Source organism: Actinomadura soli (assembly GCF_005889715.1).
In the GTDB taxonomy this organism is placed as follows: Bacteria; Actinomycetota; Actinomycetes; order Streptosporangiales; family Streptosporangiaceae; genus Spirillospora; species Spirillospora soli.
In genome coordinates, this window is record NZ_VCKW01000293.1 from 1 (window position 1) to 9,381 (window position 9,381).

The window sequence follows — 9,381 nt, forward strand, 5'->3', positions numbered from 1 at the left end:
GAGGCGGCGGGCCCCGCCCCGGGTCACCAGTTGCAGGGCAGGTCGGCGCGGACGATCGTGGGGCCGCCGGGCGGGCTGTCCACGATGAGCATCCCGTCGATCGTCGCGGCCCGGTCGGCGAGCCCGGCGAGCCCGCCCTTGGGCCGCGCCACCGCGCCGCCGACACCGTTGTCGATCACCTCGACGACCACCCACCGGTCGTCGCGGGCGACCCGGACGCTCGCGCGGGTCGCGCGGGCGTACTTGGCGATGTTCGCCAGCGACTCCGCGACGATGAAGTAGGCGATGCTCTCGACCGCCGCCGGCGGGCGCTCCGGCAGGTCCACCTCGACCTCGACGGGGACGGGCGCGCGGCCCGCGAGGCCGGACAGCGCCGGGTCCAGGCCCCGGTCGGTGAGGATCGCCGGGTAGATGCCGCGGGCCAGGTCGCGCAGCTCGGAGATGGCCTCCTTGGTGCCGTCGTGGGCCTGCTCGATCAGCGCCCGCGCGCCCTCGGGGTCGTCGTCCAGCTTGGCGCGGGCCCGTCCGATGTCCATGGCCACGGCCAGGAGCCGCTGCTGCGCGCCGTCGTGCAGGTCGCGCTCGATGCGGCGCCGCTCGAACTCCGCCGCGTCCACGCCGCGGGCGCGGCTGGCCCGCAGGTGCTCCGTCCGCTGCCGCAGCTCCAGGTTCTCCTTCTGCGACGGGCTCGGGCCGAGCATCAGCCCGGCGAACGCCGAGTGCCCGATCGCCATGATCCGCGTCACGTACATCGCCAGGACGAGGAAGAACAGCCCGCCCACGGAGATCGGCAGCGCCTCGAGCGGGTTGCCGGCCCAGTACGAGACGAAGCCGACGCCGACCTCGGCGCCGCTGCCGTCCAACGCCACGATCACCGGCATGAACAGCAGCATGCCCGTCGCCGCCCAGACCGTCACGGACACGACGAACTCCACCAGCGTGATGGGGAACAGCACGGCGAGGTAGGCGAGGTCCTTCCAGGTGGCGGGGTCGCCCGCCATGCCCTTCAGCTTCGTCAGCGGGTTGCGGCCCTCGGGCAGCCGGCGGTAGGGGCTCGCGATCCGGACGCCGAACGCCGCCCGGACGAGCTGCCGTTCCAGCATCGCGCCGAACCGCCACGCGACCATCATCAGCGCCAGCATCGGCAGGCCCACCCAGATGATCAGCAGGCCGAGGGAGAGGGAGAGCCCCACCACCAGCGCGATGAACCAGCCGAGCCCGAACGCCATGCTGACGGCCAGGTAGATCGCCGAACGCCAGGTCAGCGACGACCTCAGCATGGCGAGCGGCGTCCACGGGCTGTTCGCGACGGTCCCCGCCGCGTCCCCGCCGGCCTGCATCACGGTGGCCCACCGCGCCGCCGCCCACCGCGCCGCGGCGCCGCCGGCGGTCGCGCCCCCGGCGGTCGCGGCCCCGCTCCCGCGGTCCCTGCTCAGCTCGCCCACGTCGTCCCTCCATGCCCGTTCCAACGTACGGTCCAAGCCTGCCCGGCACGAAGTGGGGCGACCATGATGTCCGCCGCCCATTCGGAGGTGGGGCTAACCCCACCATCCCTGGCCGCGGACGGCCGGTCACTCACGCGTGGACGCGGAACGCCCCCGCCCGGGACCGTTCCGGACGGGGGCGTGCGCCTCGCAGGCTCAGCGGTCGTCGGAGACCGTCGTCTTCTGGACCTGGAGCAGGAACTCGGCGTTCGACTTCGTCTCCTTCATCTTCTCCAGGAGGAGCTCCAGCGCCTGCTGCATGTCGAGCGCGTGCAGGACGCGGCGGAGCTGCCAGACGACGCGCAGCTCCTCCGGCGCCATGAGGATCTCCTCCTTGCGGGTGCTGGACGCGTCGACGTCCACCGCCGGGAAGATCCGCTTGTCGGCCAGGCCCCGGTTGAGCTTCAGCTCCATGTTGCCGGTGCCCTTGAACTCCTCGAAGATGACCTCGTCCATGCGGGACCCGGTCTCCACCAGCGCGGTGGCGAGGATGGTCAGCGAGCCGCCGTTCTCGATGTTGCGCGCGGCGCCGAAGAACCGCTTCGGCGGGTACAGCGCGGTCGAGTCGACACCGCCGGACAGGATGCGCCCGGACGCGGGCGCGGCCAGGTTGTAGGCGCGGCCGAGCCGGGTGATCGAGTCGAGCAGCACGACCACGTCGTGCCCCAGCTCCACCAGCCGCTTGGCGCGTTCGATCGCCAGCTCCGCGACGGTGGTGTGGTCCTCGGCGGGACGGTCGAAGGTCGAGTGGATCACCTCGCCCTTCACCGTCCGCTGCATGTCGGTGACCTCCTCCGGACGCTCGTCCACGAGGACGACCATCAGGTGGCACTCCGGGTTGTTCTTGGTGATCGCGTTGGCGATCGACTGGAGCACCATCGTCTTGCCGGCCTTGGGCGGCGACACGATCAGGCCGCGCTGCCCCTTGCCGATCGGCGACACCAGGTCGATGATCCGGGTCGTCAGGATGCCGGGGTCGGTCTCCAGGCGCAGCCGCTCCTGCGGGTACAGCGGGGTCAGCTTCGAGAAGTCGACGCGGCCCTTGGCCTGGTCGGGCTCCATCCCGTTGACGGTGTCGAGGCGCACCAGCGCGTTGAACTTCTCGCGCCGCTCGCCCTCGCGCGCCTGCCGGACCGCGCCGGTGATGACGTCGCCCTTGCGCAGCCCGTTCTTGCGGACCTGCGCCAGCGACACGTACACGTCGTTCGGGCCGGGCAGGTAGCCGGTCGTGCGGACGAACGCGTAGTTGTCGAGGATGTCGAGGATGCCCGCGACCGGGATGAGGACGTCGTCCTCGGTGATCACCGGCTCCTCGTAGCGCTCGCGGCCGCGGCCGCGGTTGCGCTCGCGGAAGCGGCGCCCGCGGCGGCTCCGGCCGCCGCCGTCATCGTCGTCGTGCTGGCCGCCGCCGCCCTGGTTCTGGCCCTGGCCGCCGCGCTGGCGGCCGCCGCCCTGGTCGCCGCGGTCACCGCGCTCTCCACGGTCACCGCGCTCGCCGCGTTCTCCACGCTCGCCGCGGTCGCGGCCTTCGCCGCGCTCCCGGCCGCCGCGCTGGCGCTGGCGTCCGCCGCCTTCGCGTCCCTCGCGTCCGCCGTCGCGGCTCTCGCGCCCGTCGCGCCCGTCACGACCGTCGCGTCCGCCCTGGGATTCGCCGTCCTCGGTGTTCTGCTCCCGGCCCTGGTCTCGCTGGTCGCGGCCCCGCTCGCCGCGGCCTTCGCCCCCCCGGTCCTGCCTTTCGCCCCGCTGCCGGCCGCCCTGGCGCCCGTCCCGCTCCGCCTTCTCCTGCTTCTCGGCCGGCTCCGTCTTCTCCGCCGTGCCCGCCTGCTCGGCCTGTGCGGGGGCCGGGGCCTGCTCGCCCGCGGGCGCGACCTCGGCGAGGGTCACCTGGTCGTCGGACACGTCGCGCTTGGCGGCGGTCGTGCGGGTCCGCCGGGGGCGCTCGGCCCGGCCCGCGTCGGGCTGGGCCGAGTCGAGCGTGGCCGCGGCAGCGTCTCCCTGCTCGCCTCCCGCCGAGCCCTGCCCCTGGCCGCCCTGCTTCTCCTGGATGGCCGCGATGAGCTGGCTCTTGCGCATCCCGGTCACGCCGGTGATGCCGAGGCTGGACGCGAGCGCCTTGAGTTCGGGCAGCACCATGGCCGACAGGCCGGTGCCCGAGCGGCGGCGCCGGGGGGTGGCGGGCTCGGCGTCGGCGGCCTGCGCGGCGTCGACGGCTCCCGTGCTCGATGCGTCCGTAAGGAGTTCGCTGGATTCGCTCACTAAGGGTCCTTCCCAGGGAGCGGGCGTTGGCCGTTCGGCCAGCCGACCCGGTAGTGCGGCCCGGCGGGGGCGCCGGGACGGGCTCCGCTGATCACGGTGGGGCCGGGATCTGCGTGTTCTGGGCACAGCCAGATGGTGGACGGGACGGTTCGCTCGCGTGTGTTCCCGCTACCGCCACGTCCGAAGTTTCGCTGGAATGCCGGACAACGGGATGTCACGGTGTCGGGAAGCCTAGTACGCGGGACCGACACGGCCGAGTGGCCGGTCAGGTGACGCGCGGCTGACGAGCACGCTGCCCCGAACGGGGCATCTGGTGCGGCATTCAGCCTAACATCACCAGGGCGCACTGCTATTCCCCAGAGGTCGATGTCTTCGCATTTTACCTAGCGGGAACGTGGCGGAACCCGCGTCGGCCGCGGCGAGACGCCTCCCCCGCCCCCGGCGCCGCCATCAGGACCGGAACTCCGATTCTCCGGCCACGACGCGTGCGCCGCGGGTCGCGACGTCCAACGGGTGCTTGAGCCACCCATTACCCACTTCGGGGACTATCGAATCAACTTGTGATGCGCTTGTGAAGGCCAGGACAGTGGGTCCCGCCCCGGAAATCACGGCCGGGACGCCCGCGGCGCGGAGCCGTTCGACCAGTGCGGCGGACTCGGGCATCGCGGGCGCGCGGTAGTTCTGGTGGAGGCGGTCCTCGGTCGCGTCGAGGAGGACGTCCGCGTCCAGCCCGCCGGTGAGCGCGGCGACGAGCAGTGCGGCGCGTCCGGCGTTGGCGGCGGCGTCGCCGTGCGGGACGCTGCCGGGCAGCAGCCCGCGGGCCCGCTCCGTCGCGAGCCGCTGCTCCGGGACGAACGCCGTGACCTGCGTGATCTGTGTCTCCAGGCGGACGAGCCTGGGGCCGCGCGGGGTCGTCCAGGCGACGGTCAGGCCGCCGGCGAGGCAGGGCGCGACGTTGTCGGGATGCCCTTCGATCTCGGTGGCGAGGCGCAGCGCGTCGTCGTCGCTCAGAAGGTTCCCGGCCGGGTGCAGCGCGCGGGCCGCGACGATCCCGGCGACGATCGCGGCGGACGACGAGCCGAGCCCGCGGCTGTGCGGGATGCGGTTGCGGCAGCGCAGCCGGAGGCCGCCGGGGCGCGTTACGGGTCCGGTTCCGGCCAGCCCGTCGATCAGGTCGAAGGTGCGGTGCAGCACCCTGACGATGAGGTGCCGCTCACCCCGGTCGGCGACCTCGGCGCCTTCGCCGTCCACCTCGATCGTCAGCGCGCCGTCCGCCGTGCCGACCTCGACCTCGACGTCGTCGTGCAGGGACAGCGCGAGGCCGAGCGAGTCGAACCCGGGCCCGAGGTTGGCGCTGGTGGCCGGCGTCCGGACCAGGACGGGCCCTTCCGTCCAGCGCGCGTTGTCCATCCGGGGCGCGTTGTCCGTCGGGCCTCGGTCGGTCCGGCCCGCGTCGTTCGTTCGGCTCACGTCAGGTGAGGCCGAGTTCCGACGCGGCGGAGTGCGCGTCGACCTTGATGGTGGTCGGGGCGGGCGCGCCTGAGATCGCCCAGTCGGGGTCCTTGAGGCCGTTGCCCGTCACCGTGCAGACGACCGTGGCACCCGACGCGACGACACCCTGCTCACTCGCCTGCAGAAGCCCCGCGACGCTCGCCGCGGAGGCGGGCTCGACGAAGACGCCCTCCTCCCTGGCGAGAAGCCGGTAGGCGGCCAGGATCTGCCGGTCGGTGACCGATTCGATGGCGCCGCCCGACTCGTCCCGCGCGGCGATCGCCAGATCCCAGGACGCGGGGTTGCCGATCCGTATGGCGGTCGCGATGGTCTGCGGTTTCAGGACGGGCTCGCCCTTCACGAACGGCGCCGCCCCGGACGCCTGGAAGCCGAGCATGCGCGGGGTCTTCGAAGCGGCCTCCCCGTCGGCGTACTCCTTGTAGCCCATCCAGTACGCGGAGATGTTGCCGGCGTTCCCTACGGGCAGGCAGTGGACGTCGGGCGCGTCGCCCAGCGCGTCCACGATCTCGAACGCGGCCGTCTTCTGGCCCTGCAGCCGGTACTTGTTGACCGAGTTGACGAGCGCCACCGGATAGTCGACCGACAGCTTCCGGGCCAGTTCGAGGCAGTCGTCGAAGTTGCCGTCCACCTGGAGGAGCCGCGCGCCGTGCACCAGCGCCTGCGCCAGCTTCCCCATCGCGATCTTCCCGGCGGGGACGAGGACCGCGCACGTCATCCCGGCCCGGACCGCGTACGCGGCGGCGGACGCCGACGTGTTGCCGGTCGAGGCGCAGATCACCGCCTTCGCGCCGTCCTCGGCGGCCTTGCTGATCGCCATCGTCATGCCGCGGTCCTTGAACGACCCGGTCGGGTTCGCGCCCTCCACCTTGAGGAACACGTCGCAGCCGGTCAGCTGGGACAGGCGGCCGGCGGGCACCAGCGGCGTGCCGCCCTCCAGCAGCGTGACGACCGGCGTCGCGTCCGACACCGGAAGCCGGTCGCGGTACTCCTCGATTAGGCCACGCCACGGGCGGGCGTTCGCGTTCACGTCGGTCTCCCTGAATGACCTGCGATGTTGCCCGGAGTCTACCGGTGCCACGGCCCCTCCCCCGGCCCCGGGCCGACCGTTATAGGCGGGATTCGCCCCTCTCCGGACGAAGGGCGCCTATTCTCAACGCGTTCTCAACGCGCGGAGGCGGAGGGGTGGGTCACTCTTCGCCTTCGACGCGCATGACGCTGGCCACCTCGCGGACGATGTCCAGCCCGCGCAGGCCCTCGACGGTCGCCGCCAGGGCCGCGTCAGGTGCCCGGTGCGTCACGACGACGAGCTGTGCCTCCTCGCCCAGCCCGACCTGCCGGACGGCCTGGATCGACACCCCGTGCCTGGCGAACTCCTCGGCGACGGTGGCGAGAACACCGGCCTCGTCGGTCACGTCCACCTGGATGTAGTAGCGCGTGACCGTCTCACCCATCGGCAATACGGGAAGCTCCGCGTACGTCACTTCCACTGGGCCGGGTGTACCGCCGGCCACGTTCCGGGCCACCGCGACAAGGTCGCCCAGCACCGCGGACGCCGTCGGTGCGCCACCGGCCCCCGCGCCATAGAACATCAGCGAACCGGCCGACTTCGCCTCGACGAACACCGCGTTGTATGCCTCGCGGACGCTCGCCAGTGGGTGCGACCTGGGAATCATCGCTGGGTAGACACGAACCGATACACCACGGCCGTTGCGACCGTCCCCGTTGTGTCCGTCCGCTGAAGGAACCCGCTCGCAGATGGCGAGAAGCTTGACGACGCAGTCCATTCCCTTGGCGCCGGCAATGTCGGCGGCGCTCACCTCTGTGATGCCCTCACGATGGACGTCCGCGGCCGTCACCGGAGTGTGGAACGCGAGCTGCGCCAGGATCGCGGCCTTGGCCGCCGCGTCGAAACCCTCCACATCGGCGGTCGGGTCAGCCTCCGCGTAGCCGAGCGACTGCGCTTCCTCCAACGCGTCGTTGAACCCTGCGCCGTGCGTGTCCATCTGGTCGAGGATGTAGTTCGTGGTGCCGTTCACTATGCCGAGCACCCGATGCACGTGGTCGCCGACCAAGGACTCCCTCAGCGGCCGCAACAGCGGAATGGCGCCCGCGACCGAAGCCTCGTAGTAAAGGTCGGCGCCATACTCCCGCGCCGCCGCGAACAGCGTCGCGCCGTCCTCCGCCAGCAGGGCCTTGTTCGCCGTGATGACCGACTTACCGGACTTCATCGCCTCCAGCATCAGCGACCTGGCCGGCTCGATCCCGCCGATCACCTCGATGACGATGTCGACGTCGTCCCTGGTCACCAGCGCCTGCGCGTCCGTCGTCAGCAGCTCCCGGTCGACGCCCTCGCGCACCCGGTCCGGCCGCCGCACCGCGATCCCGGCCAGCTCCAGCGGCGCCCCGACCCGCGCGGCGAGATCGTCGGCCTGCTCGTTCAGCAGCCGGACGACCTCCGTGCCGACCACGCCGCAACCGAGCAGCGCCACGCGCAGTCCGCGTTTCACGCTTCGACCTCCGCATCGAGACGCAGCAGGTCCTCGGCGCTCTCCCGGCGGACGATCACACGCGACCTGCCGTCCTTCACCGCCACCACGGCGGGCTTCGGGACGTGGTTGTAGTTGCTGGCCATCGACCGACAGTACGCACCGGTCGCCGCCACCGCCACAAGGTCCCCCGGCGCAATATCTTCGGGGAACCACAGGTCCCGCACCACAATGTCGCCGCTTTCGCAGTGCTTGCCGACAAGCCTACTGAGCATGGGCGATGCGTCGGACGACCGGCTCGCCAGCGCCCCGGTGTACTCGGCGCCGTACAGCGCGGTCCGCAGGTTGTCGCTCATGCCGCCGTCCACCGAGACATAGGTGCGCAGGCCCTCGACGTCCTTCACCGTCCCGACCTCGTAGACCGTGACGCCGCCCGGACCGATGATCGCCCGGCCCGGCTCCACCGTCAGCCGCGGCATGGCCAGCTCGTAGGCCCGGCACTCCCGCGCGACGATATTGCGCAGCCCGTCCGCGATGGCCTTAGGGTCGTGCGGCTCCTCCCCGGGCACGTACGCGATCCCGTAGCCGCCGCCCAGGTCCAGCTCCGGAAGCTCGATGCCGTGCTCGTCCCGGATGGCCACCAGCAACTCGGCCAGCCGGTGCGCGGCCACCTCGAAGCCGTCCACGTCGAAGATCTGCGACCCGATATGGCTGTGCAGTCCCACGAGCTCCAGCTGCTTCAGCTCCAGAACCCTCCGCACCGCCTCCAGCGCAGCCCCGGAACTCCTTGAGAACCCGAACTTCTGGTCGTCATGGGCGGTCGCGATGAACTCATGCGTGTGCGCCTCCACGCCCGTAGTGACGCGCACCATCACCTTGGCCCGGACACCCTTTTCCCGGGCGAGGTAACCCACCCGGGCTATCTCCTCGTACGAATCCAGCACGATCCGTCCGACGCCGGCCTCAAGCGCCTTCTCAATCTCCCAGGACGACTTGTTGCTCCCATGCAAAGTGACCCGCTCCATAGGGAACCCGGCCGCCAATGCAACAGCAAGCTCGCCCCCACTGCACACGTCCAGACCGAGCCCTTCATCGTTCAACCACCGGGCCACGGCCGTGCAGAGAAACGCCTTACCGGCGTAGTGCACGTCCCCATCATGGAAAGCCGCCGCATACTCCCGCGCACGGCTCCGCACGTCCTCCTCGTCATAGACGTACAGAGGCGTCCCGTATTCACGTGCGAGATCCCGCACATCGACACCGCCGACCGTCAGGACCCCACCGGTCCGCTTGGCGCTCCGCGGCCAGATCGTAGGCTCCAGCGCGTTCAAGTCGTCCGCCGGACCAGCCGGATGGTCCTCCGGCAGGACGTCGGCGTGCCGCGGCCCAGCAGGATGTACTCGACTCATATCCGCTCTCTAGGGGTTTCACCGATCATGTTCAGCCCATCGCCGAGGACGACCTTCACGGCCTCCGCCAAGCCGACCCGTCCTGCGTGCACCGCCCCTGGGGCCTCGTCGCCCTTCGGCACGGCAGGACACCGCTCGTGGACGTCGTGGTACGCCCCGGCCACTCTTTCCAAACAGAACATCAGCGGCCGTGCATCCCGTTCCCGCTCCGCCTGAAGGACCCTCCCCCGCACG

The 9,381-nt window shown here is 71.5% G+C and carries 7 protein-coding genes; all 7 read right to left on the reverse strand.

Translation table 11 applies throughout. From position 1 onward, the window contains the following. Positions 1-23: 23 nt before the first annotated feature. On the reverse strand, positions 24-1,445 hold the full coding sequence (locus tag ETD83_RS35500) for a sensor histidine kinase (RefSeq protein ID WP_230421398.1): 1,422 nt from the start codon (positions 1,443-1,445) through the stop codon (positions 24-26). A 195-nt stretch (positions 1,446-1,640) separates the two neighbouring features. Beyond that, positions 1,641-3,740 (reverse strand): transcription termination factor Rho, encoded by a 2,100-nt coding sequence (gene rho / locus ETD83_RS35505; protein ID WP_138649584.1) that lies wholly within the window; start codon positions 3,738-3,740, stop codon positions 1,641-1,643. 450 nt (positions 3,741-4,190) lie between these two features. Beyond that, positions 4,191-5,150 (reverse strand): homoserine kinase, encoded by a 960-nt coding sequence (gene thrB / locus ETD83_RS35510; RefSeq protein ID WP_138649585.1) that lies wholly within the window; start codon positions 5,148-5,150, stop codon positions 4,191-4,193. Between the two features lie 61 nt (positions 5,151-5,211). Beyond that, positions 5,212-6,279 (reverse strand): threonine synthase, encoded by a 1,068-nt coding sequence (gene thrC, locus ETD83_RS35515; RefSeq protein ID WP_138649586.1) that lies wholly within the window; start codon positions 6,277-6,279, stop codon positions 5,212-5,214. 160 nt (positions 6,280-6,439) lie between these two features. Continuing rightward, on the reverse strand, positions 6,440-7,741 hold the full coding sequence (locus ETD83_RS35520) for a homoserine dehydrogenase (protein WP_138649590.1): 1,302 nt from the start codon (positions 7,739-7,741) through the stop codon (positions 6,440-6,442). Positions 7,742-7,755: 14 nt separating this feature from the next. Next, a complete protein-coding gene (gene lysA / locus ETD83_RS35525; protein ID WP_138649587.1) occupies positions 7,756-9,147 on the reverse strand; it encodes a diaminopimelate decarboxylase in 1,392 nt (463 codons plus the stop codon). After that, the coding region (locus ETD83_RS35530) for a DALR anticodon-binding domain-containing protein (protein WP_268920536.1) at positions 9,144-9,381 on the reverse strand (238 nt) is incomplete at its 5' end. The genes ETD83_RS35530 and lysA, both read right to left, overlap by 4 nt.

Bases quoted from the DNA above. Each gene is read 5' to 3' on its own strand.
- thrB (WP_138649585.1), bottom strand. From the start codon at position 5,150: ATGGACAACGCGCGCTGGACGGAAGGGCCCGTCCTGGTCCGGACGCCG.
- lysA (WP_138649587.1), bottom strand. From the start codon at position 9,147: ATGAGTCGAGTACATCCTGCTGGGCCGCGGCACGCCGACGTCCTGCCG.